General features: G+C 68.9%; 22 protein-coding genes and 1 pseudogene. 10 read left to right on the top strand and 13 right to left on the bottom strand.

The window, feature by feature from the left end:
- Nucleotides 1-32 precede the first annotated feature (32 nt).
- Together rpsR and rplI are read left to right on the top strand one after the other, a co-directional pair.
- Nucleotides 33-269, top strand: a complete 237-nt coding sequence (gene rpsR, locus AC5WS8_RS07975; protein ID WP_003949403.1) for a 30S ribosomal protein S18 — start codon at nucleotides 33-35, stop codon at nucleotides 267-269.
- A gap of 18 nt (nucleotides 270-287) precedes the next feature.
- Entirely contained in the window at nucleotides 288-734 is a 447-nt protein-coding gene (rplI, locus tag AC5WS8_RS07970) for a 50S ribosomal protein L9 (protein ID WP_030615103.1), read from the top strand.
- Nucleotides 735-863: 129 nt separating this feature from the next.
- Here rplI and AC5WS8_RS07965 read toward each other — a convergent pair whose 3' ends face one another.
- Complete coding sequence (locus AC5WS8_RS07965; RefSeq protein WP_496102586.1) at nucleotides 864-2,201, bottom strand: MATE family efflux transporter; 1,338 nt, start codon at nucleotides 2,199-2,201, stop codon at nucleotides 864-866.
- A gap of 460 nt (nucleotides 2,202-2,661) precedes the next feature.
- On the opposite strand from AC5WS8_RS07965, the gene dnaB reads away from it, so the two are divergent.
- Nucleotides 2,662-4,137 carry a replicative DNA helicase gene (gene dnaB / locus AC5WS8_RS07960; protein WP_496102585.1) on the top strand — a complete coding sequence of 492 codons (1,476 nt, stop codon included), beginning with the start codon at nucleotides 2,662-2,664 and terminating at the stop codon, nucleotides 4,135-4,137.
- Nucleotides 4,138-4,319: 182 nt separating this feature from the next.
- Here the strand turns inward: dnaB and AC5WS8_RS07955 are convergent.
- Nucleotides 4,320-4,694 (bottom strand): annotated as a pseudogene (locus tag AC5WS8_RS07955) (FAD-dependent oxidoreductase); the annotation flags it as partial.
- A 68-nt stretch (nucleotides 4,695-4,762) separates the two neighbouring features.
- On the opposite strand from AC5WS8_RS07955, the gene AC5WS8_RS07950 reads away from it, so the two are divergent.
- Nucleotides 4,763-6,148 (top strand): serine hydrolase domain-containing protein, encoded by a 1,386-nt coding sequence (locus AC5WS8_RS07950; RefSeq protein WP_496102584.1) that lies wholly within the window; start codon nucleotides 4,763-4,765, stop codon nucleotides 6,146-6,148.
- A 64-nt stretch (nucleotides 6,149-6,212) separates the two neighbouring features.
- Here AC5WS8_RS07950 and AC5WS8_RS07945 read toward each other — a convergent pair whose 3' ends face one another.
- The 7 genes from AC5WS8_RS07945 to AC5WS8_RS07915 form a co-directional block, all read right to left on the bottom strand.
- Complete coding sequence (locus AC5WS8_RS07945; protein WP_496102583.1) at nucleotides 6,213-6,665, bottom strand: GNAT family N-acetyltransferase; 453 nt, start codon at nucleotides 6,663-6,665, stop codon at nucleotides 6,213-6,215.
- A gap of 124 nt (nucleotides 6,666-6,789) precedes the next feature.
- Complete coding sequence (locus AC5WS8_RS07940; protein WP_496102582.1) at nucleotides 6,790-7,656, bottom strand: GNAT family N-acetyltransferase; 867 nt, start codon at nucleotides 7,654-7,656, stop codon at nucleotides 6,790-6,792.
- Nucleotides 7,657-7,787: 131 nt separating this feature from the next.
- On the bottom strand, nucleotides 7,788-8,267 hold the full coding sequence (locus AC5WS8_RS07935; protein ID WP_496102581.1) for an NUDIX domain-containing protein: 480 nt from the start codon (nucleotides 8,265-8,267) through the stop codon (nucleotides 7,788-7,790).
- 68 nt (nucleotides 8,268-8,335) lie between these two features.
- A complete protein-coding gene (locus AC5WS8_RS07930; protein WP_496102580.1) occupies nucleotides 8,336-9,241 on the bottom strand; it encodes a LysR family transcriptional regulator in 906 nt (301 codons plus the stop codon).
- 258 nt (nucleotides 9,242-9,499) lie between these two features.
- The gene (locus AC5WS8_RS07925) at nucleotides 9,500-10,654 is read right to left on the bottom strand and encodes a cystathionine gamma-lyase (protein ID WP_496102579.1); all 1,155 of its coding nucleotides are present in this window, start codon (nucleotides 10,652-10,654) and stop codon (nucleotides 9,500-9,502) included.
- Nucleotides 10,651-11,142: a low molecular weight protein-tyrosine-phosphatase gene (locus AC5WS8_RS07920; RefSeq protein WP_496102578.1), complete on the bottom strand. Its 492-nt coding sequence runs from the start codon at nucleotides 11,140-11,142 to the stop codon at nucleotides 10,651-10,653. The genes AC5WS8_RS07925 and AC5WS8_RS07920 overlap by 4 nt, the downstream gene beginning before the upstream one ends.
- Nucleotides 11,143-11,151: 9 nt before the next feature.
- Nucleotides 11,152-11,529, bottom strand: a complete 378-nt coding sequence (locus AC5WS8_RS07915; RefSeq protein WP_496102577.1) for a phage holin family protein — start codon at nucleotides 11,527-11,529, stop codon at nucleotides 11,152-11,154.
- A gap of 59 nt (nucleotides 11,530-11,588) precedes the next feature.
- Here AC5WS8_RS07915 and AC5WS8_RS07910 point away from each other — a divergent pair, with 59 nt between their 5' ends.
- From AC5WS8_RS07910 to AC5WS8_RS07895, 4 genes are all read left to right on the top strand, one after another.
- Entirely contained in the window at nucleotides 11,589-11,906 is a 318-nt protein-coding gene (locus tag AC5WS8_RS07910) for a cupin domain-containing protein (protein WP_496102576.1), read from the top strand.
- Between the two features lie 186 nt (nucleotides 11,907-12,092).
- Nucleotides 12,093-12,305, top strand: coding sequence for a DUF5326 family protein (locus tag AC5WS8_RS07905; protein ID WP_496102575.1), 213 nt, complete (start codon nucleotides 12,093-12,095; stop codon nucleotides 12,303-12,305).
- A 245-nt stretch (nucleotides 12,306-12,550) separates the two neighbouring features.
- The gene (locus AC5WS8_RS07900; RefSeq protein ID WP_496102574.1) at nucleotides 12,551-13,393 is read left to right on the top strand and encodes an IclR family transcriptional regulator; all 843 of its coding nucleotides are present in this window, start codon (nucleotides 12,551-12,553) and stop codon (nucleotides 13,391-13,393) included.
- Between the two features lie 99 nt (nucleotides 13,394-13,492).
- A complete protein-coding gene (locus AC5WS8_RS07895) occupies nucleotides 13,493-13,930 on the top strand; it encodes an SsgA family sporulation/cell division regulator (protein ID WP_059127372.1) in 438 nt (145 codons plus the stop codon).
- Nucleotides 13,931-14,029: 99 nt separating this feature from the next.
- Here AC5WS8_RS07895 and AC5WS8_RS07890 read toward each other — a convergent pair whose 3' ends face one another.
- Nucleotides 14,030-15,436 carry a YibE/F family protein gene (locus AC5WS8_RS07890; protein WP_496102573.1) on the bottom strand — a complete coding sequence of 469 codons (1,407 nt, stop codon included), beginning with the start codon at nucleotides 15,434-15,436 and terminating at the stop codon, nucleotides 14,030-14,032.
- A gap of 219 nt (nucleotides 15,437-15,655) precedes the next feature.
- Between AC5WS8_RS07890 and thiC the strand changes: the two genes are divergently transcribed.
- Complete coding sequence (gene thiC / locus AC5WS8_RS07885) at nucleotides 15,656-17,440, top strand: phosphomethylpyrimidine synthase ThiC (protein ID WP_496102572.1); 1,785 nt, start codon at nucleotides 15,656-15,658, stop codon at nucleotides 17,438-17,440.
- A gap of 271 nt (nucleotides 17,441-17,711) precedes the next feature.
- Here the strand turns inward: thiC and AC5WS8_RS07880 are convergent, their stop codons facing one another.
- The 3 genes from AC5WS8_RS07880 to AC5WS8_RS07870 all read right to left on the bottom strand — a co-directional run bounded on the left by AC5WS8_RS07880 (nucleotide 17,712) and on the right by AC5WS8_RS07870 (nucleotide 21,216).
- Nucleotides 17,712-18,578, bottom strand: a complete 867-nt coding sequence (locus AC5WS8_RS07880; RefSeq protein WP_496102571.1) for a hypothetical protein — start codon at nucleotides 18,576-18,578, stop codon at nucleotides 17,712-17,714.
- 188 nt (nucleotides 18,579-18,766) lie between these two features.
- Nucleotides 18,767-19,876: a metallophosphoesterase gene (locus AC5WS8_RS07875; RefSeq protein ID WP_496102570.1), complete on the bottom strand. Its 1,110-nt coding sequence runs from the start codon at nucleotides 19,874-19,876 to the stop codon at nucleotides 18,767-18,769.
- A 227-nt stretch (nucleotides 19,877-20,103) separates the two neighbouring features.
- Entirely contained in the window at nucleotides 20,104-21,216 is a 1,113-nt protein-coding gene (locus AC5WS8_RS07870) for a LacI family DNA-binding transcriptional regulator (protein WP_496102569.1), read from the bottom strand.
- A gap of 429 nt (nucleotides 21,217-21,645) precedes the next feature.
- On the opposite strand from AC5WS8_RS07870, the gene hisC reads away from it, so the two are divergent.
- A complete protein-coding gene (gene hisC, locus AC5WS8_RS07865) occupies nucleotides 21,646-22,725 on the top strand; it encodes a histidinol-phosphate transaminase (RefSeq protein ID WP_496102568.1) in 1,080 nt (359 codons plus the stop codon).
- Nucleotides 22,726-22,941: the final 216 nt, after the last annotated feature.

The following is a 22,941-nucleotide window of genomic DNA, read 5'->3' as shown; positions in this document are numbered from 1 at the left end:
CCCAAACTTCTTGATCACACAGGAGAAACACCATGGCGAAGCCGCCTGTGCGCAAGCCGAAGAAGAAGGTCTGCGCATTCTGCAAGGACAAGGTCACGTACGTGGACTACAAGGACACGAACATGCTGCGGAAGTTCATTTCCGACCGCGGCAAGATCCGTGCCCGTCGCGTGACCGGCAACTGCACGCAGCATCAGCGTGACGTCGCCACGGCCGTCAAGAACAGCCGTGAGATGGCGCTGCTGCCCTACACCTCCACCGCGCGCTAAGGGAAGGGTGACCCACTCATGAAGATCATCCTCACCCACGAGGTCTCCGGCCTCGGCGCCGCGGGCGATGTCGTCGACGTCAAGGACGGATACGCCCGCAACTACCTGATCCCGCGGAAGTTCGCGATCCGCTGGACCAAGGGGGGCGAGAAGGACGTCGAGCAGATCCGTCGCGCCCGCAAGATCCACGAGATCCAGACCATCGAGCAGGCCAACCAGGTCAAGGCCCAGCTCGAGGGCGTGAAGGTCCGCCTGGCCGTCCGCTCCGGCGACTCCGGCCGTCTCTTCGGTTCCGTCACCCCGGCCGACATCGCCTCGGCGATCAAGGCCTCCGGTGGTCCCGAGGTGGACAAGCGGCGCATCGAGCTCGGTGCGCCGATCAAGACGCTGGGCGCCCACGAGACGTCCGTGCGTCTGCACCCCGAGGTGGCCGCCAAGGTCAGCATCGAGGTTGTCGCGGCCTGACGCCGCGCTCGACCGGCGAGCAGTTGGAAGAAGGGTCGTACCCGAGCGGTACGGCCCTTCTTCGTCGCTGGATACTGGTTACTCCCCTCGTTTCACGTGAAACACCGCGACTCCGGGCGGTCGACGCCGTCAGCGCGTCGCACCGGTCACAATCCAGCGGCCCGAGCGAGAACGCAGCCACAGAGTGACCATCCGCACGGTCATCATGAGTGTCATCGCCGCCCACAGGGCGGTGAGCCCGGCCCCGACGACCGGAACAAGCAGCGCGGCAGGAGCGAAGACCGCCAGAGTCAAGAGCATCGCCCAGGCCAGATACGGTCCGTCGCCCGCTCCCATCAGCACCCCGTCCAGGACGAAGACGACACCGCAGACGGGTTGTGAGAGGGCCACCAGCACGAGAGCGGACAGAGCCGCCCGGTGAACGGCCGGATCGCTGGTGAACAGAGGGAGGAACAGCGGCCGTGCCGCCAGCACCAGCAGTCCGAGCGCGAGGCCGACCGTGATGCCCCACTGCACCATGCGGCGGCACGCTGCGCGGGCACCCCACGGGTCGTCCGCACCGAGATAGCGTCCGATGATGGCCTGTCCCGCGATGGCGATCGCGTCCAGCGCGAACGCGAGCAGGCTCCACAAGGACAGGACGATCTGGTGCGCGGCGATGTCGGCGTCCCCGAGCCGCGCGGCGACGGCTGTGGCGATCATCAGGATCGCCCGCAGTGACAGCGTACGGATCAACAGTGGTGCCCCCGCCTGTGCGCAGGCACGTATACCGGCAGCATCCGGCCGCAGCGAGGCACCGTGCCGGCGGGCACCGCGGACGACGACGTACAAGTACGCGGTCGCCATCCCGCACTGAGCGACGACGGTGCCCCAGGCGGATCCGGCGATGCCGAGTCCGACGCCGTAGACGAGCCCCGCGTTGAGGGCGGCGTTCGCCAGGAAACCCGCGATCGCCACGTACAGCGGTGTCCTCGTGTCCTGCAGCCCGCGAAGCACGCCGGTGGAGGCCAGCACCACCAGCATCGCAGGGATGCCGAGTGCCGAGATCCGCAGATACGTCGTCGCATAGGGGGCCGCGGTCGGCGAGGCGCCGAAGAGGGCCACGATGCCGGGTGCCGTGGGGAGGACGACGGCGATGACGGCTGTTCCCAGCAGCACCGCCAGCCAGATACCGTCCATGCCCTGGCGGATGGCCGAGCGTAGGTCTCCAGAGCCGACGCGGCGCGCGACAGCGGCTGTGGTGGCGTAGGCGAGAAAGACGAAGATGCTCACGGCGGTGGTGAGAAGCGCCGAGGCGATACCGAGTCCGGCAAGTTGCGAGGTGCCGAGATGACCGACGATCGCGCTGTCGGCCATGACGAAGAGGGGCTCCGCGATGAGTGCGCCGAAGGCCGGAACGGCCAGTGCGACGATCTCCCGGTCGTGCCGGCGTCCAAGGACGCGGGGTGTCGCGTGAGCCTGTGTCATGACCACCGATCCAATCGTCCACAGGTAATAGCTGTAACGCGAGTGTGTCCCTTACTGTAGACGCTCTGTCCCCCTGTACTGTCCACGGCTGTTGATGATCTTGATCCGACCGGGGAAGTTTTTGTTCTGCACAAGCGGTGGACGGCAAAGCCCCAGGTCGTATGGGGTCCCACTCAAGGGTTGAGGGCTTGTTCACAGAGCTGTCCACCGTGTCGTGCACAGGTTTCGCGGAGTTGTCCACAGCGTTGGGCGTCTCGTCCACATGGCCTGTGGATAACCAGATTGGCTGACGGTGCCCAGGGGCCTAACGTGGTCCGGCGCCCGCTCCCTCTCCGTCCTCGGACAACGCGCTCGACCGACGCGTCTGAACCGGAGCTGGGCTTCTGGCTTTGTCAGTGTCGTGCCCTAGAAATGGGGGTGCACGGCGAGGTCCGCGCGGCGGACGGGAGGAGGCGGCCCGGTGAGCATTTCCGAGCCCTTGGACGATCAGTGGGCCGACAGCGGTCCCGGCGATCGTGTCCCCGCCTCCCGCCGGCGCCGCGAGGGCGGCAAGGGGCGTGACGAGCAGCATGAGAGGGGGCCGGACAGTGGTGCCTGGGACGGTGGGGGCTCCGCCTTCGAGCGGGTGCCGCCACAGGACCTGGACGCCGAACAGTCCGTCCTCGGCGGCATGCTCCTGTCCAAGGACGCGATCGCGGACGTCGTGGAGATCCTCAAGGGCCACGACTTCTACCGGCCGGCGCACGAAACGATCTACCAGGCGATCCTCGACCTGTACGCGAAGGGTGAGCCGGCCGACCCCATCACGGTCGCGGCGGAGCTGACCAAGCGCGGTGAGATCACCAAGGTCGGCGGGGCCTCGTATCTGCACACCCTGGTGCAGACGGTGCCGACCGCGGCGAATGCCGAGTACTACGCCCAGATCGTGCACGAGCGTGCGGTGCTGCGGCGCCTGGTGGAGGCCGGTACGCGCATCACACAGATGGGGTACGCGGCCGACGGCGACATCGACGAGATCGTCAACAGCGCTCAGGCCGAGATCTTCGCGGTGACCGAGCAGCGCACGGCGGAGGACTATCTGCCGTTGAGCGAGATCATGGAGGGGGCGCTCGACGAGATCGAGGCGATCGGCTCACGGTCGGGGGAGATGACCGGTGTGCCGACCGGCTTCACCGATCTGGACCAGCTCACCAACGGCCTTCATCCGGGCCAGATGATCATCATCGCCGCGCGTCCCGCGATGGGTAAGTCGACGCTGGCTCTCGACTTCGCCCGAGCGGCTGCGATCAAGCACAACCTGCCGAGCGTGATCTTCTCGCTGGAGATGGGGCGCAACGAGATCGCCATGCGTCTGCTGTCCGCGGAGGCGCGGGTGGCACTGCACCACATGCGGTCGGGCACGATGACGGACGAGGACTGGACCAGGCTGGCCCGCCGCATGCCGGACGTGTCGGCCGCACCCCTGTACATCGACGACTCGCCGAACCTGTCCATGATGGAGATCCGGGCGAAGTGCCGTCGTCTGAAGCAGCGCAATGATCTGAAACTGGTCGTCATCGACTACCTGCAGCTGATGCAGTCCGGTTCCAAGCGGTCCGAGAGCCGGCAGCAGGAGGTCTCCGAGATGTCACGGAACCTGAAGCTGCTGGCCAAGGAGCTGGAGCTGCCGGTGATCGCGCTGTCGCAGCTGAACCGTGGTCCGGAGCAGCGCACGGACAAGAAGCCGATGGTGTCCGATCTGCGCGAGTCGGGTTCGATCGAGCAGGACGCCGACATGGTGATCCTGCTGCACCGTGAGGATGCCTACGAGAAGGAGTCGCCGCGGGCGGGTGAGGCGGACATCATCGTCGGCAAGCACCGCAACGGCCCGACGGCGACGATCACGGTCGCCTTCCAGGGCCACTACTCCCGGTTCGTGGACATGGCACAGACCTGATTTGCCGTTGTCGGGTCTCAGACTTCGCTGCACAGTCTCACGCTCCAGCTTCATATCGGCCTGCACTTATGAAGCGGCCGTGAGACAGGCAGGTCGGCGCGTTCACTCTTCAGGCTTCCTGACCTGAGGGGTCGTGATCGCGCCGACTGGACGACCGGTTTCCTGGTCGTATGTGGTTGTCTTCAGCCGGGTTGGAAGAACCCGAGCATGTCCCGGGCGGCGTCCGGCGACGCCAGCAATGCGTGCATGTCCGCTGACATCCGGGCGGCAGCGCTGGTGCGTTCGAACATCTCGCGTTCGTATTCTTTGACGGCGGCGGGAAAGTCGTCCGGGTGCGCGGTCAGCGCGAGACCGAGCAGGGCGCCGTCGAGCAGCGCCATGTTGGCGCCCTCTCCCACCGGCGGCATCAGGTGCGCGGTATCGCCGATCAGTGTGACGCCCGGCGCCGACGGCCAGGTCAGGCCGACCGGGAGTGCGGTGATCGATCGCGGCACGACCGTGTCGTCGCAGGCCGCGATCAGCACGGTGAATCGTGGGTCCCAGCCGGGAAGCAGATCTTCGTCGGGTGAGGGGGCACCAGGCAAACGCGCTCGACGCGGGATGCCGCAGCGGGTGGACTGGGGCCATGACGACATCTGAGGAAGAGCTGCTTCCCGCAACGCGCCGGGCGCTGCTGCACCGCATCGCCGTGGCCCAGGCCGAGGGGCGGGCGCCGTCGCTGGTGGCGGCCGTCGTCCGGGGTGGGCGGACGGTGTGGCATGGTGCGCGATCCTGTGTGGACGGCCATGCTCCGGACGAGAACGTCCAGTTCAGGATCGGGTCCATCACCAAGACGTTCACCGCGGTTCTCGTGCTGCGGCTGCGTGACGAGGGCGTTCTGGATCTCGGCGATCCGCTGGAGAAGCATCTGCCGGGCACCGGGGTGGGGGAGGCGACCATCGCCGATCTGCTCGCCCATACCGGGGGCCTGGCGGCGGAGTCGCCCGGTCCGTGGTGGGAACGGACGCCGGGCACCTTGCGGCCCGAGCTGGCGGACGTGCTGGGCGCGCATCCGCTGCGGCACCCGGTCGGGCGCACGTTCCACTACTCCAATCCCGGCTACACGCTTCTGGGCGCGTTGGTCGAGGAAGTGCGCGGTGCACCTTGGGAGGACGTTCTGCGGCGGGAGGTGCTGGAGCCGCTGGGGCTGCACCGGACCGGCGGCCGGCCGCAGGCACCGCATGCGGGCGGGTGGGCAGTTCATCCGTGGGCGGATGTGATGCTGCCGGAACCTGCCGAGGATCTCGGGCGGATGGCTCCCGCCGGTCAACTGTGGTCCACCACGGGTGACCTGGCCCGTTTCGCTGCCTTTCTGGCGCAGGGTGACGAGCGGGTGCTGGGTGCGGAGTCCGTACGGGAGATGCGGACGGCGGCCGCACCCCCCGAGGTGTCAGAGGTGGTGGCGGGCTCCGCGTACGGTCTGGGACTGCGGCTTCAGCGCCGGGACGGCCGTCTTCTGGTGGGGCATTCCGGTTCTCTGCCCGGGTTCCTTGCCGATCTCACGCTCAGCGTGGCGGATGACGTGGCGGCCGTCGTACTGGCCAACTGCACCTCGGGGCCGGCGGTCTCCTCCGTTGCCGCCGATCTCGTGGCGATCGTGGCGGAGTCGGAGCCGAGGATCCCCGAACCGTGGCGGCCGCTGCCCGATGTGGACCGGTCGGTGCTGGAACTGGTGGGGCAGTGGTACTGGGGCACGCAGGGTTTCGTGCTGCGGCTGACGGCCGACGGCAGCGTTTCCCTGGAACCGTTGTCCGGTGTCGGTCGGCGTGGGCGCCTACGGCCCAGCGGGGACGGCACCTGGACGGGGCTGGACGGCTATTACGCGGGGGAGGTTCTGAAGGCCGTACGGCGGCCGGACGGATCGGTGAGCCATCTCGACCTCGGGTCGTTCGTGTTTACGCGGCAGCCGTACGAGGAGGGGGCTCCGGTGCCCGGCGGTGTCGACCAGGACGGGTGGAGAGGGATCCGGTAGGCCCCCGCCGAGCGGCACGAAGAGGCTTGTTTCACGTGAAACGGGCCCCTTCACCGACGAGTCCTCAGAGCTGCCGCTTGAAGCCCACGTGCGACGCTTCGAAGCCGAGACGTTGGTAGAAACGGTGGGCGTCGGTGCGGGTTGCGTCCGACGTCAGCTGGATCAACTGGCAGTTGAGGCGCCTGGATTCGTCCACCGCCCATTCGATGAGTTGTGTTCCCAGGCCGCCGCCGCGTTCGTCGGCGTGGATACGGACGGCCTCGATGAGCGAGCGGGTGGCCCCCTTGCGGGACAGTCCGGGAATGAGGGTGAGCTGGAGCGTGCCGACGACCCTGCCGTCGCGTACGGCGACCACGAGGCGCTGGTTCGGGTCGCTGCTCACCCGGTCCAGGGCATTCATGTAGGGCGTCAGATCGTCCGGTGATTCGCGCTGGGCGCCGAGGGGGTCGTCGGCGAGCATGGCGACGATCGCGGGCACGTCGTCGGCGACGGCGGGCCGTATGTCGAGTTCTCCCATGCCCCGAACCCTAGGCCCCTTCGAGTGTCCTGGACGTGGGTGCCGCTAGGCCGGCACGTCCAGGGACTCGACGACGCGGACCAGTGGGGCCAGTTCCGGCGCGTGTCTCGCCGTGCGCCTCCGATCAGCCCGCCGCGACGGTCAGCGGGGCGAAACGCCGGGTCCAGTCGCCGGGCAGGTCCGGAATGCCGTAGGTCATGACCGCGTTGACGCCCGCCGAGGCAAGACCCCGCTCCTTCAACCAGGTCAGCAGGGACTCGTGCCGTACGTCGACATCCGTGCGCAGGGGACGGTCGGTGTGTGCGGCCAGGGAGGCGACGAGGGCCTTCGCGGTCTCCGTGTCGCGGGCGATGAGGGGCCCCACGACATGGGTGTCCATGTTGGGCCAGGCAGCCGCGTAACCGATGATCTGCCCGCTCTCCTCGGCGACTCGCAGCTGGTCGACGAAGGCGGGCAAGCGGGTGATCATGTGCGTACGGTCGGCGCCGAACACCTCCTCGTCCAGCCGGACGAGGGTGGCGAGGTCCTCCCCGGTGGCCGGACGGGTCCTGACGGCGGAGGGCGGTCCGTCGGCCGTGAAGTGCCCGCGCACCATCTCGGAGCTGCCGATGACCTTGAAGCCCAGCTCTTCGTACAGGGGACGTCCGTAAGGGGTCGCGTACAGCGTCAGCGGGGCGGTGCCCGCCTCGGCGACCACATGCCGCATCAGCCGACGGCCGACGCCTTGGTGGGCGTGCCGCTCGGCGACGAGCACCATGCCGATGGCACAGAGGTCGGGGCGGTGGCTGGGCCCGTACTCGGTGACGACACACGCGGTGACGAGTCCGCCTTGGGGATCGTCGATGCCGTATGCCTTCCCGGCGGCGAGAAGCAGGCCCCACTTGTGTTCCTCGCGGGGCCAGCCCCGGTCCTCGGACAGGTCCGCGCAGGCGTGGAGGTCGCGGAGGGTCAGACGGCGGATGGGCAGAGCGGCGAGGGCAGGTGTCGACACGCTGGTCAGGCTGTCCGACAGGGGCCACCGGCGTCCACCGGTTTGAGGTGCAACACACATGCTTTTGGCCATGCCCCACCCCGCAGCACGGTACAGGGACGGACGTTTCACGTGAAACGTCGGCCGGGTCCTCAGCCCAGGTCGGGCGCGTGCATGGCCCGTACGCCCTCGATGTTTCCGTCCAGGTAGTGCCGCAGTGACAGCGGGACGAGATGAACCGAGGCGATTCCCACGCGGGTGAAGGGCACCCGCACGATTTCGTACTCCCCGGCCGGCTCCTCGATCTCGGGGCCATGCCGAAGGCGTTCGTCCATGGACTCCAGACGGCAGACGAAGAAGTGCTGAACCTTCACGCCGGTCGAGCCGCCCTCGCCGATGTGCTCCACCGTGTCCACGAAGCAGGGCACCACATCGGTGATCTTGGCACCGAGTTCTTCGTCGACCTCCCGGTGCAGCGCGTCGATGACGGTGGCATCGGAGGGCTCGACCCCGCCACCCGGAGTGACCCAGTACGGATCCATGCCGGGCTTGGTTCGCTTGATCAGGATCAGATCGTCGCCATCGAGCAGGATGGCGCGGGCGGTGCGCTTGACCACGGGGCGAACGGTCATGGGAGAAATGTGGCCCAGCACGTGCCACGTGAAACATCGCCTGCACCTGCATCGCACACGGTCATCGCTCAGCCCCAGTCGGCCGCCGCCCGCTGCAGGCACTCCTGGGCCCGTGCGATGTGTGGCATGGCAAGCGTTCCGGTCCGCACCACGAGGAAGTAGGTCCGTAGCGGGGGAACAGCGGGTTCGTGCAGGACCACCACCTCGCCCCGCTCCAGCGCGGAGGCGCACAGATAGCGCGGCAGCACGGCGAGTCCGGCGCCGGTGGTGGTGCAGCCGAGCACGGCCCGCAGATCGGGGACGACGACGGTGCCGGAGGCGGCCGGGCGGGAGTCGAAGACGGAGGCCCAGTAGCGGCAGACGAAGGGCAGTGATTCGTGCACCTCGACCACCGGAAGGCTCTCCAGCGCATCGGCGCCCTCCCGGCGCAGCGTGCCGGGATCGATGCGGGACGCCCAGCGCGGCGCCGCCACCAGGACATGCTCCTCGTCGCACAACGGAGTCGCCGTGAGCAGAGCACCGCGTGGCCTGGCGGTGGTGATGGCCAGGTCGTGATGCCCGGCGGCGAGCCCTTCGAGCGTCTCGTCCATGGTCCCGAAGGAAACACGCAGGGCGAACCCCTGTCCGTCGTCGCCGGTCAGTTCCGCGAGCGCGGGCAGGGCGCGCACGGCGGTGAACTCCGGCGGCCCGGCGAGATGCAGGGTGCGCAGCGACACCTGCTCGTCGAGCCCGGTCTCGGCGATCTCCACCAGGGCGTCGAGATGGGGCGCGGCCTTGTGCGCGAGTTCGTCGCCTATGGTCGTCGGTGTCACCCCGCGGGCCCGCCGCAGGAACAGGGGGCGGCCCAGTTGACGTTCGAGCGTGCGGATCTGGGAGGTGACCGCCGGCTGCGAGAGGCCGAGCAGCGCCGCGGCACGGGTGAAGGAGCCGGCTCGGTGCACGGTCACAAAGGTGCGCAGCAGGGCCAGATCCATGGTGCTCTCTCCCCTCCCCACACCCTCGGACGCGCCCAACTATAAATAAGTCGATAGGTCTCTGTCGCTACCGTGATTGGACTCTGACGCGGAGTCAATTAGCCTAGATCGCGCGGTTCTTGGCGCGCGGAACCGGGACGGTCCGAGCCACGAGGGGGGAGGCTCGGACCGTCCGTCGTACGTAGAACGGCGGCCCTGGCCGGCGGACGGACACCCCCGAGGTGCGTAGCCGAGGCGGTCACCGGCGGTCGACACCTGTCAGTGCACCGACTCGTCCAGCGCACGGAGCACATCGGCCACCAGGTCCTCGGGATCCTCGGCGCCGACCGACAACCGGATGAAGCCTTCCGGTACCGCGTCCCCGCCCCAGCGCCCACGTCGCTCGGCGGTGGACCGAACCCCTCCGAAGCTCGTCGCGTCGTCGACGAGGCGCAGTGCGTCGAGAAAGCGCTCGGCACGCGCGCGTGTGGGCAACACGAACGACACCACACACCCGAAGCGCCGCATCTGCTGCGCGGCGATCTTGTGGGACGGGTCGTCGGGCAGGCCGGGGTACCGCAGCCCGGTCACCTCCGGGCGGCCGCGCAGCGCCTCGGCGACGGCGAGCGCGTTGGCGGTCTGCCGATCTGCGCGCAGCGGGAGGGTGGCGAGCGACCGGTGCGCCAGCCAGGCCTCCATGGGACCCGGGATCGCACCGACGATCTTGCGCCAGCGCCGTACCGACGCCATCAGCCCGGTGTTGCGGGACGCCACGTATCCGAGCAGCAGATCTCCGTGCCCGGTGAGCATCTTGGTGCCGCTGGCCACGGAGAAGTCGGCGCCCAGTTCCAGGGGCCGCTGGCCGAGCGGGGTCGCCAGGGTGTTGTCCACGGCGACGAGGGTGCCCTGAGCATGGGCCGCATCGACGAGTCGTCGCACGTCGCAGACGTCGAGTCCCGGGTTGGAGGGGGTCTCGATCCACAGCAGCCTCGCGCCGTTGAGGACCCCGAGCTGGGCGTCGCCGGCGGTCGGCGCGGTGCGCACCTCGATGCCGTACGCCGTGAGCTGCTCACGCACCAGCGGCAGCGCCTGGTACCCGTCCTCGGGCAGCACCACCGCGTCGCCCGTGCGCAGCTGGGAGAACAGGACCGCCGAGATCGCGGCCATGCCGGAGGCGAAGGTGAGCGTCTCCACGTCGTCCTCACCGGGCGCCTCCAGCTCACCGATGGCGCGCTCCAGGTGGTTCCAGGTGGGATTCTCGTCGCGCCCGTAGGTGTACGGACCGGTCACCTCGCCGGGCAGGTGGTAGTGCGCGGCGAAGACGGGACCCGGCAGGGTCGGCTCGTGCTTGACCGGCTCGGGCAGCCCCGCGCGGACCGCGCGCGTGCCGTCGCCGTACCCCGCGCCGGTCGTGCCGGTGTCCCCTGAACTCATGCTGCCCGTCCCTCCACCTTCTCGCGTACCGCGGCGAGCAGGCCGGCGCTCGCCGCCTCCACCATCTCAAGGCACTCCTCGAAGCCGTCCATCCCCCCGTAGTAGGGGTCCGGCACGTCGAGATCGCCGTCGGCGGCCGGGTCGTAGGAACGCAGGAGCCGCACCTTCGCCGCGTCCTCGGGAGTGGGCGCTAGGCGGCGCAGGGCCTTCAGGTGCCCCGAGTCCAGGGCGAGCACCAGATCCAGGCGGGAGAACCAGGAGGGCTGGAACTGCCGTGCGACATGATCGCTGACGTAGCCGTTCTCCTCGAGGACGGCCACGGTGCGCGGATCGGCGCCGTCGCCCTCGTGCCAGCCGCCCGTGCCGGCGCTGTCGACCTCGACCCGGTCGTCGAGCCCCGTCTCCTCGACGCGGGCGCGGAAGACGGACTCGGCCATCGGGGAACGGCAGATGTTGCCGGTGCAGACGAAACAGACGCGGTAGGTCATGCGGCTCACTCAGTCCTCGTCGGGCAGCACGACGTGCAGGGCCCAGGAGACGATCGAGATGATCAGGCCGCCCAGGACGGCGGTCCAGAAGCTCTCGACATGGAAGCTCAGGTCCAGCTTGCCCGCCAGCCACGAGGTGAGGAGCAGCATCAGCGCGTTGACGACCAGGGTGATCAGGCCGAGCGTCAGGATGAACAGCGGAAAGGTCAGCACCTTCACGATCGGCTTGACCAGGAAGTTCACCAGGCCGAACAGCAACGCGACGACGATCAGCGTGCCTATCTTTCTGCCGGTGCTTGAACCCGTGAGGGTGATCTTGTCGAGCAGCCACACGGCGACGGCGAGGGCCCCGGCGTTGGCGATCGTCTTGACTACGAAATTCTTCATGTGTCTGATCGTGGCAGACCGGATCACGGGTGAGTACCGAGCAAGGGCGGACAAGGGCGATGAAGGCATTCCGGCTGGACGAACTGGAGGCGGAGCGCGCCGCGAACGAGGGCGCGTATCTGCAGTTCCTGCGGGAGCGGAACATGTCGGTCGGCCTGTACGCGCTCGAAGCGGGCGACCTGGACCCGCAGAAGCCGCACCGGCAGGACGAGGTGTACTTCGTCGTCAGCGGACGCGCCTCGATCACCGTCGGCATGGAGACGACCCAGGTCGGGCGCGGCAGCGTCGTCTACGTGCCGGCCGGAGTCCCCCACAAGTTCCACCACATCACCGAGGACCTGAGGGTGCTGGTGGTGTTCTCTCCGCCCGAAAGCTGAGGCGCCTCTCGGGGTTCCCTCAGGGGAGGAATCAGGGGAGGACAAGGGATCGAGGACGCCCGCCGCCCCCTGCGGCGGCCCTAGCATCGAGGGCAGGACATCGAAGGACCGCGAGCGCCGCCCCGGACGGGACGCGGGGCGCGGGCCCAAGAGGCACACAGACGCCGAGAGACAAGGACAAGGGCGATGCGAGAGATCTTCGCGGGTTTGCCGTGGTGGGTGAAGTGGATCGCGGTGCCGGTCATCGCCCTGGTCGTCTTCGGCGGCATGATCGCGTCCGTCGTCGGCTTCGTGATCGGGCTGCTCTTCAAGATGCTGCTCTTCGTCGCGCTGGTCGGCGGACTCATCTACGTCGTACGGAAGTTCATGTCGAACTCCACCTCACGCGGAGACTGGTGAGCCGTCCGGAGCGCGCCGAGACGAAGAAGCGTGTCACGGGGCTGCGGTCCGCGGGGGCGGAGGGCAAGGGGCGGCGGTAACACGGAACAGGACGTTCCCTCGGGGGAGGGAAGTTTTCCCGGCGACACCGTCGGACCGCGGTGACGGGCCGTTAGAGTCCGGAACTCGCGCGCGGTAGCCCCGCGCGGCGCATCCCCTCCTGTGTCCCCGCACGGGAGGCCGCCCTCGCGCTCCGGGAGTGATCCTTGGCCACGGTTGGTACCGCATCCGCAGACTCAACCGCCCCGCCCGCACAGCGACGGACCTCACCCGGGGAGGAGCGCCCCCCTCTTCCGCCCGCGCAACCGCCCTCCACCACCCTCATCGGATCCGTACAGCGCGCGATGCGCCTCCTCGAAGCCGTCGCCGGACGTCCGTACGGGGCCACCGCCAAACAACTGGCGCGCGAGGTCTGCCTGGCACTGCCCACGACCTACCACCTGTTGCGCACCCTGACGCACGAGGGCTATCTGCGCCGCGAGAAGGGCCTGTTCTTCCTCGGCGAGGCGGCCGAGCGGCTGGGCGCCGACGCAGCCCAGCAGAAACGTCGCAGCACGGTGGAGGACGCGCTCGCACAATGGCGTGATTCCATCGGTTCTCCGGTGTACTACGCGGTCTACCGCGAGGGCGAGATCGAGGTCCTGGGCGTCGCCGGCAGCCCGGCGGTCGAGGAGTGGGCCGACTTCCGTGAGACCGGGCACGCCCACGCGGTCGGCCAGTGCCTGCTGTCCCAGCTCGACGAGGAGGCCCGCCGGGACCACCTCGACCGCTACCCCGTTCGGGCGATCACGCCGTACACCGTCCATGACGAGCGCGCGTTCCTCCGTCGGCTGGAGCGTCTCAAGCGCACAGAACCCGTGATCGAGCGCCAGGAGTATGCGCTCGGGGCGGTCTGTGCCGCGATTCCCCTGACCGTGGGGCCGATGGCCGCGGCGATGGCGATCTCGCTGCCGGCGGGTGAGGCCGACCGGCTGCTGCCGCTGGCACGCCGACTGCAGGAGGAGATCGCACGGATGCTCGGGTCACTCGCCCTCTCTATCAGCATCTGAAAACTCACTCCTTGTGATCTGCCATGCACGTTCAGCAAACTTCCAGCAGGTGTCAGGGGATGCTTCCTGGCCAGTCCACGGCTACTGACGGGGTAGACGATGCGCGAGTCGGTACAGGCAGAGGTGATGATGAGCTTTCTCGTCTCGGAGGAGCTCTCGTTCCGCATTCCGGTGGAACTGTGTTACGAGACCTGTGATCCCTATGCCGTGAGGTTGACCTTCCACTTGCCCGGGGACGCCCCCGTCACCTGGGCATTCGGGCGCGAGTTGCTGGTGGACGGCGTGGGCAGGCCGTGCGGCGACGGAGATGTGCACATTGCGCCCGCCGAGCCGGACACCTTCGGCGATGTGCTGATCCGGCTCCAGGTGGGCGCCGACCGGGCCCTGTTCCGGTCCGGGGCGGTGCCGCTGGTCGCGTTCCTGGACCGTACGGACAAGCTGGTGCCGCTCGGTCAGGAGGGCTCCCTCGCCGACTTCGACGCCCATCTGGACGAGGCGCTGGACCGGATCCTGGCCGAGGAGCAGAGCGCGGGCTGACGCCGTACGTCCGTGCTGTAACGGTTCCTCGCGGAGGTGCGGGGGGCGCGGTGGGTGCCGTAACGCTTCTGCGGTGCGGTCTCCAGGGCTCGGGCACCCTCAGTGCCTGCGGCGCCGCCCCCGCCCACCACGGGCCGGCACGGCGGCCGGAGCGGCGGACCGGTCCGAACGGTCGGCGGAGACCACGAGGGCGGCCAGCGCCGTGGTCACGGGCACCGAGGCGACCAGACCGATCGAACCCACGAGCGTGCGCACGATCTCCTCCGCGACCAGCTCGCTGTTGGCAACGGTGGCCACGCTGCTCTGCGCGATCGAGAACAGCAGCAACAGAGGCAGAGCGGCACCCGCGTACGCCAGGACGAGTGTGTTGACGACCGACGCGATGTGGTCGCGGCCGATGCGGATGCCCGCACGGTACAGACCACGCCAGCCCATCGACGGGTTCGCTTCGTGGAGCTCCCAGACCGCCGACGTCTGCGTCACCGTCACATCGTCGAGGACACCGAGCGAGCCGATGATGACGCCGGCCAGCAGCAGGCCGCTCATGTCGATTCCCGGGTAGAGGCCGTGGATCAGGCCGGTGTTGTCGTCGGTGTTGCCGGTCAGCGCGGCCCAGCCGATGAACAGGGAACCCAGTACACCGATCAGGGAGAGTGAGATGAGCGTGCCGAGCACCGCCACCGAGGTGCGCGCCGAGAGCCCGTGGCACATGTAGAGGGCGATCAGCATGATGGCGCTGGATCCGACCACGGCCACGAGCAGGGGGTTCAAACCCTGCAGGATCGCTGGCAGGATGAACAGGCTCAGCACCAGGAAGCTGACGGCCAGCGCGATGAGCGCCATCACACCGCGCATCCGGCCCACCACCACCACGGCGACGGCGAAGACACCGGCCAGCAGCGCCATGGGGAGCTTGCGGCTCACATCGGCCACCGAGTACTGCAGATCCCTTGGAGCGGACGGTTCGTACGCGACCACGACCTTCTCGCCCTGATGCAACTGCCGTGACTGGTCCGGCTGGACGATCTCCGTGAACGTCCGGCCCTGGTCCTTGCCCGTGTCGACGCGGACCGTCGCCTTTTTGCAGGTGCCGGTCGACTGCTGCCGCGCCGAGGAGCCCTCGGCCGTGGAGGTGTCGCCGGTCGGGGTGTCACCCGAGGCGTTCACCGACTTGCAGTCCACCTCGATCACCCGGGTGACCGTGGCCTGCTGGGTCTGCCGGTCGAATCCGACACCGGTGCGTTTGTGCGACGGCACGCCGCCGGGCCACAGCACGACGAGACCGATCACCACGGCCGCCGTGAAGGAGATGAGGATCGCGGCGATGACCCTGCGCAGGTGCCGCGACACGGGGGCTGCCGGGCCATGGCTGTGGGAGTGGCCGTGCCCACCACTCGGCGCATGCCGGTGGCCGGCACTCGGTCCATGACCATGTGCGCCGCCCTGATGGTGGCCGTGGGGCGGGTCGGGCGGCGGGTACGGGGGCGGATGCTGTGTCGTGGTCACCGAGGCATCATCGCAAGAGGACGTGAGGCCCACTGTTCAGCTCACGCAAAGAGACGCTAGCGTGAGAGGACCTTTGCACACGCGGGAGCTCGGAGCACCGGGCTGAGAGGGCGCTGACTCCGCAGACGCGATGTTTCACGTGGAACATCGGCGGGCGGAAGCCGCTGCGTCGACCGCTGAACCTGTTACCGGGTAATGCCGGCGTAGGGAGTAGGTCACATGACCAACAAGGACGTACGCACGCCTGCCTCTGTTCAGGGCGAACAGCCCCAGGAGGCCGGACAGTCCATCGGCTGGCACAAGGCGTACATCGAGGGCTCACGCCCCGATCTGCGCGTGCCGGTTCGTCGAGTGCACCTCACCAACGGGCAGTCGGTCACGTTGTACGACACCTCCGGCCCGTACACCGATCCGCTCCTCGAGACAGACGTCCGCAGGGGCCTGGCCCCCCTGCGGGAGAACTGGATCACCGCCCGCGGCGACACCGAGGAGTACGCGGGTCGTCCCGTCCGCCCGGAGGACGACGGGATCAAGCACACCTCGCCGCGGGGCGGACTGCGCAACCTCGACGCGGTGTTCCCGGGGCGGCCGCGTCAGCCGCGGCGCAGCCGCGACGGCAAGGCGGTGACGCAGCTGGCGTACGCACGACGCGGCGAGATCACGCCCGAGATGGAGTTCGTCGCCATCCGGGAGAACGTCTCCCCGGAGGTGGTACGCGAGGAGATCGCGGCGGGCCGCGCGGTCCTTCCGGCCAACATCAACCACCCCGAGATCGAGCCGATGATCATCGGCAAGCGATTCCTGGTGAAGGTCAACGCCAACATCGGCAACTCCGCGGTGACCTCCTCCATCGAGGAGGAGGTCGAGAAGATGACCTGGGCGACCCGCTGGGGCGCCGACACGGTCATGGATCTGTCCACCGGCCGCAACATCCACACCACGCGCGAGTGGGTCCTGCGCAACTCCCCCGTGCCGATCGGCACGGTGCCGCTCTACCAGGCCCTTGAGAAGGTCGACGGGAAGGCGGAGGAGCTGACCTGGGAGATCTACAAGGACACGGTCATCGAGCAGGCCGAGCAGGGCGTCGACTACATGACGGTGCACGCGGGTGTGCGCCTGTCGTACGTACCGCTGACCGCGAACCGCAAGACCGGCATCGTCTCCCGTGGCGGCTCGATCATGGCGGCCTGGTGCCTGGCGCACCACAAGGAGTCGTTCCTCTACGAGCATTTCGAGGAGCTGTGCGAGATCCTCGCCGCCTACGACGTCACGTACTCGCTGGGCGACGGCCTCAGGCCCGGCTCGATCGCGGACGCCAACGACGAGGCGCAGTTCGCGGAACTGCGCACGCTCGGGGAACTCGGCCGGATCGCCAGGCGTTTCGGCGTACAGACCATGATCGAGGGCCCGGGACATGTCCCGATGCACAAGATCAAGGAGAACATCGACCTCCAGCAGGAGATCTGCGATGAGGCTCCGTTCTATACGCTCGGCCCGCTGACGACGGACATCGCGCCGGCGTACGACCACATCACCTCCGGCATCGGCGCTGCGATGATCGCCTGGTGGGGCACGGCGATGCTCTGCTACGTCACCCCCAAGGAGCACCTGGGTCTGCCCAACCGTGACGACGTCAAGACCGGCGTCATCACCTACAAGATCGCCGCGCATGCGGCCGACCTGGCCAAGGGGCACCCGGGCGCGCAGGCGTGGGACGACGCGCTGTCCGACGCACGCTTCGAGTTCCGCTGGGAGGACCAGTTCAACCTGGCCCTCGACCCGGACACGGCCCGCGACTTCCACGATGAGACCCTCCCGGCGGAGCCGGCCAAGACCGCACACTTCTGCTCGATGTGCGGGCCGAAGTTCTGCTCGATGAAGATCTCCCAGGACATCCGCCGCGAACACGGGGCCAATCGGGAGGAGATCGAGGAGGGCATGGCACAGAAGTCGAGGGAGTTCGCCGCAGCGGGGAACCGCGTCTATCTGCCCATCGCCGACTGACCTGGCAGCGCCTCCGGGCGTTCCGTCATCCGGTTGCTCCGGCCTGCGTGGTCGCTGCGCAGGCCGGAGGAACCGGCTCCCCCTCGCTGGTAGGCGGATCGTGGTATCGGAAACGGCACGACGCCGCTTGTCCAAGGCATCGCATGTCCACAGCCGTGCGCTCGTCGAACGAACAGAGGCGCGGATCGCCCGTCGTCTGTGGAGGGTAGGCCGCCGAAGGCGGGATCCGAAATCCTTTTTCGGACGGCGGCCGGTCGCCGTCCGGGGCCTGTCACTCCGGCTTGTGTTCCGGCCCCCCGAAGTCCGGGCTCGTGAAGTCAGGGCTGCTGAAGCTGGGGCGTGTACCGGCGGCCGGGCCGCTGTCGGGGCTGCTGAACCCGGGGCGGTCGTAGCCGAGGTGCGGAATGCGGCCGGCGGCGGCCTCCGGTGCCTTACGGGTCATGGCGGCCGTACCCGGGTCGCTGAGCGCTTCACGGAGGAACGGCAGGATGCCGCGCTCCAGCAGCGCCTCGTGCCAGGCATCCCTGGCCTGAGCCACCTCTGTGGTCAACGTGCCCGACGCGTCCGCCTCTCGTGCCGAGGCGCTGTTGCGCAGGGCGGTGAGCAGCAGGCCGATCGCGGCGACCAGGATTGACGCCGCGGTCACCGCGCCGAAGACCCACCCAGTGGTCAGGAGCGTCCGGGCGAACGCCTGACCGGGACTGACCATCTTGAGGGTGTACCCCACAAGCAGGAAGATCGCCGCGGCGGCTCCCGCGAGGAAGGGGGCGAGGACCGCGATGACGGCACCGGTCCCGGCGCTCGCCGCGGCCTCTCCCACGGCGGCGGCGAGTCCCAGAGCGTCCAGGTCCGGCTCCGGGGAACCGGAGGTGGTGTCCTGGATGATCGGGGCGGACGGCGCAGGCCGGCGCAGTTCCTCGCGGACGCTCACATAGTGCTGGTACTCGGTGGCCGCCGCCGCGGTGATGAGGGCGGTGGCGTTCAGTGCCATGGTGCGCAACTGTTCGGAGTTCAGCCGCTGACCCACAGCGGCCAGATCCGGGCGGTGTGGTGCGGAGCGCAGCGCCTCATCGAGGATCCGCTCGTAGTCCTGGCGGTCCTCGCTCAGCAGGTGCTGCGGAACGCTGTTCATGTGCATCCCCCGATGCTCCGTAGGGCTTGGGGCTCGGCATGCTGACGAGCCGTCGGGCAGAAACGGAGGGGAGCCTGCTACGGATAAGCCGATGGTAGAGCGGTGACGGCGCGTGGTGACAGGGGGTTTCCGGAAATTGGCCCCTGGCCTGCGGTCTTCGCAGTCCTGTCGGGAGGCGTCTGACGGGTGAACGCTCAGACGCCCAGCGGAAGTTGCTGGACGAGCAGCTTTCCGGCCATGGTCACCCCGCCGTCCATTGCGATCGCCAGCCCGTCCGCATAGAGGTGCGGCCCCTCGACCACCGGACCCGTCGTGTCCTCGCCGTCCTCCGAGCCGACCTCGCCGAGGAGGTAGGGAATGGGGCTGTGACCATGGACGATGCGGCTGCCACCGTAGGTGTCCAGCAGGGAGCGTACGGCGTCGGCGCCGCCCTCGTCGCGGAAGGAGAAGCGTTTGGTGAACTTGCGGAAGAGGTCCCAGACCTCGTCCGCGTCGTTGCGGGTGAGCGTCTCGCGGATGGTGTCGTTGACCGCCTCGATGGAGTCTCCGTAGTCGAGGTAGGCGGTGGTGTCCGAGTGGACCAGCAGGTGCCCGTCCACCTCCTCGACCGCGTCGAGGCGGGCCATCCATTGCAGGTGGTGGTCCTGCAGCCGGTCCATGTCGGTCTTCTGGCCGCCGTTGAGCAGCCAGGCGGCCTGGAAGGTGGCGGTGCCCGCGCCGGAGTTGACCGGGGTGTCGCCGAACCGCTTGGCGCCGAGCAGCAGCAGTTCGTGGTTGCCCATGAGCGCCTTGCAGTAGCCGCCGGCCGCGGCCGCCTCCGCGGACAGCCGCATCACCAGGTCGATGACGCCGATGCCGTCGGGCCCCCGGTCGGTGAAGTCGCCGAGGAACCAGAGCCTCGCCGTGCCCGCACACCAACGTGCCTGGGCGTCGATGAGGCCCTTCTCCTGGAGCGCCGCCACAAGCTGCTCGAGATAGCCGTGCACGTCTCCGACGACGAACAGCGGACCGGGCCCCTCAGCGGGCTGCGGGACGGGTGCGGACGCGGGAGTGACGCCCGCCTGGAGCGTGTCACCGCGGTTGACGACCGGGAGGTCACGTTCGGTGGGCGTGTACGCGTCGGAGTACGCGGGGGGGTAGGCCTCCGGGGCGGCGACGGGGCCGGTGACCTGGTCGGGGTGCGTGCTCTGCGGGTACGGAGCGGCCTCGTGGACGTACGCGGGTACCCGGAAGTCGCGCAACGTCGCCGTCCGTTCCACCTCGGGTCCCTGACCGGCCCCCTGAGTCATCGACCCCTCCACCATCGCGCCGCATCTGCACCGCATCGGACTGCCTGGTCGCAGCGGCCCGCGGTGTCGTGGGCCCATCATAGGAATGCGGATCGCGCCATGTGATGACCCAGGGGTGGTGAATCGGGGAAGCCCTCCAGTTCCCTGCGGCTTTCGCCCTAAATGGGCGGGGCTCTCCCGCCGGGGTCCGGCCCTCGGCGGCCCGCGGGCAACGGGTGCGTCACCCGCGGGTGCTCTGGGAGCTACCCCTGTTCGGGCGACCGGGGCGGGCTGACCGTGGTGCGCGGCGGGCGTCGCTCGGACGACGTACGCACGATCAGTTCCGTCGGTATCACCTGCTGGACCGGCTGCTCCGGCTGGACACCCTCGATGGCGTCGATGAGGAGCTGGACCACCGCGGTGCCGATCCGGCGCGGTTTGAGGGAGAGCGTGGTGACGGGAGGCTCGGTGTTGGCGTACACGGCGGACTCGCTGCAGCACACGAGCAGCAGGTCCTCGGGGACGCGCAGGCCGTAGCGGCGGGCCGCGGCGAGCAGGTCGGTGCCGTTCGGGTCGAAGAGTCCGTACACCGCGTCCGGGCGGTCCGGGCGGGCCAGCAGCCGGTCGGCGGCTACGGCGCCCGCGCACGGGTCGTGGGCCGGGTAGGCCTCGTAGACCGGGTCCTGTCCGACGCGCTCGCACCAGTTGAGGTACGCGGTCGTGGACAGATGTGTGTACGTGTCCGTCGTGGTGCCGGTCAGCAGCCCGATACGGCGGGCGCCGGCTTCCGCCAGGTGGTCGAGGATGCCGAGGACGGCGGCCTCGTGGTCGTTGTCGACCCAGGCGGTGACCGGGAGCGAGCCGGCCGGGCGGCCGTCGGAGACGACCGGTAACCCCTGCCGGACCAGCTCGGTGACCACCGGGTCCTGGTCGGAGGGGTCGATGACGACCGTGCCGTCCAGGGCGACGTTCGACCACACGTCGTGGCGCGAGGTCGCGGGCAGGATGACCAGGGCGTATCCCCGGGCGAGGGCGGCGGAGGTGGCGGCTCTGGCCATCTCCGCGAAGTACGCGAACTCGGTGAAGGTGAAAGGTTCATCCCCGTACGTCGTCACGGTCAGGCCGATGAGGCCCGACTTGCCGGTACGGAGGGTGCGGGCCGCGGCCGAGGGGCGATAGCCCAGCCGGTCGGCGACCTCGCGGACGTGGCGTCGGGTGGCGTCCGGCAGCCGGCCCTTGCCGTTGAGGGCGTCGGAGACGGTCGTGATGGAGACCCCGGCGGCGGCGGCCACGTCTCTGATGCCCGCCCGGCCCGGCCGACTGCCTCGGCGGGATGTCTCCGCCCGGCTCACCTGGTGCTTCCCTGCTGCTGTCATGGCGAGCCGATAGTAGGGCTCATGCGGTGGGGTAGTGCGGACGCATATGCATCCGTTGACAGGCACGTTTCTGCATGATCAAAAATAGTCAAGTGCCTTGGAATGCAAGGGGCTTGAACGATCCAAGGTCAATAGATGGCGTGAGGGCATGCGCGGACCTGTCACGGTGGCCATATTGCGAAGAGGTCTCAACTCACCTGCACGGGGGATGCGCGCCACGGCGTGAGCCACCGGCGCGTGCGACAGGGGACGACGCGCCCCTGGCTGCACGCGCCTTCGTGTCATGATCCACACGGAGGGAGCGGTTGATCCACACAGGACGGAGCGGTTGCCCACAGCCCATTCGCAGGGGCGCGGAATCCTCATAAGGTGAGAAGCATTGGAGCCGGCGGCGGTTGCGAGCCGGTGGTGTGCGCGAGGAGGACTGCGGTGAGCGAGACGAGCCCGAGGCTGCGTGCCGAGCTGGAGGACATCCCCACCTACAAGCCCGGCAGGCCTGCTGCGGCGGGCGGCCCGGTGGCCTACAAGCTGTCCTCGAACGAGAACCCCTATCCGCCGCTGTCGGGCGTGCTGGAGACGGTGACCGCGGCGGCCGCGTCCTTCAACCGCTACCCGGACATGGCGTGCACGGGCCTGATGAGCGAGCTGTCGGAGCGCTTCGGGGTGCCCCAGTCGCACCTCGCCACCGGGACGGGGTCGGTCGGGGTGGCCCAGCAGCTGCTGCAGGCCACGAGCGGCCCCGGCGACGAGGTGATCTACGCCTGGCGGTCCTTCGAGGCGTATCCGATCATCACCCGGGTCAGCGGTGCCACAGCGGTGCAGGTGCCGCTGACCGACGGCGAGGTGCACGACCTTGACGCGATGGCCGACGCGATCACCGACCGCACCCGGCTGATCTTCGTCTGCAATCCCAACAACCCGACGGGCACGGTCGTGCGCCGGGCGGAGCTGGAGCGCTTCCTGGACCGCGTGCCGGGCGATGTGCTGGTGGTGATCGACGAGGCGTACCGCGAGTTCATCCGCGACGTTCAGGTGCCGGACGGCATCGAGCTGTACCGCAAGCGGCCGAACGTGTGTGTGCTGCGCACCTTCTCCAAGGCGTACGGCCTCGCCGGGTTGCGCGTCGGCTTCGCGGTCGCGCATGAGCCGGTGGCCGCCGCGCTGCGCAAGACGGCGGTGCCGTTCGGTGTCAGCCAGCTGGCACAGGAGGCGGCGATCGCCTCGCTGCGCGCGGAGGACGAACTGCTCGGCCGGGTCGGCTCGCTGGTGTGCGAGCGCACGCGCGTGGTGGACGCGCTGCGCGCCCAGGGCTGGACGGTGCCCGAGACCCAGGCGAACTTCGTGTGGCTGCGGCTGGGGGAGCGCACGGTGGACTTCGCGGCGGCCTGCGAGCAGGCCGGCGTGGTCGTGCGGCCCTTCCCGGGTGAAGGAGTGCGCGTGACGATCGGCGAGGCCGAGGCGAACGACGTCTTCATGAAGGTGGCGGAGGGCTTCCACAGGGATCTGTAGTCCTGCCCTGGCAGGAGCCGAGCACCGCCCTGTCCTCCCGGGGTCCCGCGTGAGCAGGGCCCCGGGAGGACAGGGCCCCGGGGATGAAATCGCGCCAGAGGTCGAACGGTCCCGCTTAGGGACCCCCCACCCCTCCGGCTCGCCGGCGCCATACGTCATAATTGCTTGTGAATGTGAACGCGTTCACAAGCAGGCCCTGATTGCCCCCGTGATGTG

Source organism: Streptomyces sp. PTL18 (genome assembly GCF_059510295.1).
This window is presented reverse-complemented; position numbering and strand designations above follow the sequence as displayed.

Coding starts and splice junctions, on each gene's coding strand:
- AC5WS8_RS07930 (WP_496102580.1), bottom strand. CDS start 9,241: ATGGATCTGGCCCTGCTGCGCACCTTTGTGACCGTGCACCGAGCCGGC.
- AC5WS8_RS07870 (WP_496102569.1), bottom strand. CDS start 21,216: ATGACAGCAGCAGGGAAGCACCAGGTGAGCCGGGCGGAGACATCCCGC.
- AC5WS8_RS07880 (WP_496102571.1), bottom strand. CDS start 18,578: ATGCACATGAACAGCGTTCCGCAGCACCTGCTGAGCGAGGACCGCCAG.
- AC5WS8_RS07950 (WP_496102584.1), top strand. CDS start 4,763: ATGACGACATCTGAGGAAGAGCTGCTTCCCGCAACGCGCCGGGCGCTG.
- AC5WS8_RS07910 (WP_496102576.1), top strand. CDS start 11,589: ATGAAGGCATTCCGGCTGGACGAACTGGAGGCGGAGCGCGCCGCGAAC.
- rpsR (WP_003949403.1), top strand. CDS start 33: ATGGCGAAGCCGCCTGTGCGCAAGCCGAAGAAGAAGGTCTGCGCATTC.
- AC5WS8_RS07875 (WP_496102570.1), bottom strand. CDS start 19,876: ATGGTGGAGGGGTCGATGACTCAGGGGGCCGGTCAGGGACCCGAGGTG.
- AC5WS8_RS07895 (WP_059127372.1), top strand. CDS start 13,493: ATGCGCGAGTCGGTACAGGCAGAGGTGATGATGAGCTTTCTCGTCTCG.
- AC5WS8_RS07905 (WP_496102575.1), top strand. CDS start 12,093: ATGCGAGAGATCTTCGCGGGTTTGCCGTGGTGGGTGAAGTGGATCGCG.
- thiC (WP_496102572.1), top strand. CDS start 15,656: ATGACCAACAAGGACGTACGCACGCCTGCCTCTGTTCAGGGCGAACAG.
- AC5WS8_RS07935 (WP_496102581.1), bottom strand. CDS start 8,267: ATGACCGTTCGCCCCGTGGTCAAGCGCACCGCCCGCGCCATCCTGCTC.
- AC5WS8_RS07965 (WP_496102586.1), bottom strand. CDS start 2,201: ATGACACAGGCTCACGCGACACCCCGCGTCCTTGGACGCCGGCACGAC.
- AC5WS8_RS07920 (WP_496102578.1), bottom strand. CDS start 11,142: ATGACCTACCGCGTCTGTTTCGTCTGCACCGGCAACATCTGCCGTTCC.
- AC5WS8_RS07915 (WP_496102577.1), bottom strand. CDS start 11,529: ATGAAGAATTTCGTAGTCAAGACGATCGCCAACGCCGGGGCCCTCGCC.
- AC5WS8_RS07925 (WP_496102579.1), bottom strand. CDS start 10,654: ATGAGTTCAGGGGACACCGGCACGACCGGCGCGGGGTACGGCGACGGC.
- rplI (WP_030615103.1), top strand. CDS start 288: ATGAAGATCATCCTCACCCACGAGGTCTCCGGCCTCGGCGCCGCGGGC.
- AC5WS8_RS07945 (WP_496102583.1), bottom strand. CDS start 6,665: ATGGGAGAACTCGACATACGGCCCGCCGTCGCCGACGACGTGCCCGCG.